This window comes from Oleiphilus sp. HI0080 (assembly GCF_001635135.1).
Genome location: NZ_LWFU01001159.1, coordinates 1 through 854, shown reverse-complemented (window position 1 = coordinate 854; position 854 = coordinate 1). Strand labels below are relative to the sequence as shown.

The 854-nt window shown below is 50.8% G+C and carries 1 protein-coding gene; it reads right to left on the bottom strand.

Annotation, left to right across the window (positions count from 1 at the left end; genetic code table 11):
- The coding region (locus A3751_RS20765) for an O-acetylhomoserine aminocarboxypropyltransferase/cysteine synthase family protein (protein WP_068458757.1) at window positions 1-854 on the bottom strand (854 nt) is incomplete at both ends.

The window sequence follows — 854 nt, the reverse complement described above, 5'->3', positions numbered from 1 at the left end:
CGAGGTCTTCGCTCACTCCAGCGGCTTTTAGCTCATCGGCATCTAGTTGACGGTGTGTTGTTGAAGCCGGATGACAAGCGAGTGACTTCGCATCACCAATGTTGACTAGCCTCAGGATCATCTGCAGCGCATCAATGAAACGAGCTCCAGCCTCTTTGCCACCTTTTATTCCAAAGCTGAGGATGCCCGAAGCCCTGCCTCCGCAGATGTTTTGACAATTCTCATAGTACGGGCTGTCAGGCAAGGCTGCATAGTTTACCCAGGTGATTTTAGGGTGTGTCGCAAGATGCCCCGCTACCTTTTCAGCGTTCTGACAATGGCGCTCCATGCGCAAGCCAAGGGTTTCCAAGCCTTGCATAATGAGGAATGCGTTATGTGGAGAGATCGCGGAGCCGGTATTTCGCAAAGGGACAACGCGACAACGACCAATAAACGCTGCGGGCCCTAGTGCTTCGGTATACACAACGCCATGGTATGAAGGATCAGGCTCATTGAATAGTGGGAAACGTTCTTTGTTTGCGGCCCAGTCGAATTTTCCTGAATCGACAATGACACCGCCAATGGCAATACCATGCCCACCGATGTATTTAGTCAGAGAGTGCACAACAATATCGGCGCCCTGCTTAAATGGTTGGCATAGGTAAGGTGTTGCAACCGTGTTGTCGACGATTACAGGGATGCCATGGCGGTGCGCAATTTCAGACAGCTTCTTGATGTCGACAACATTGCCAGCAGGATTGCCTATAGACTCGCAAAATAGGGCGCGTGTTTTGTCATCAATTAGTGCTTCCATCTTCTCGTAGTCGTCGTGGCTACACATACGTACGTCTATTCCCTGCTGCGGGAACGTATGA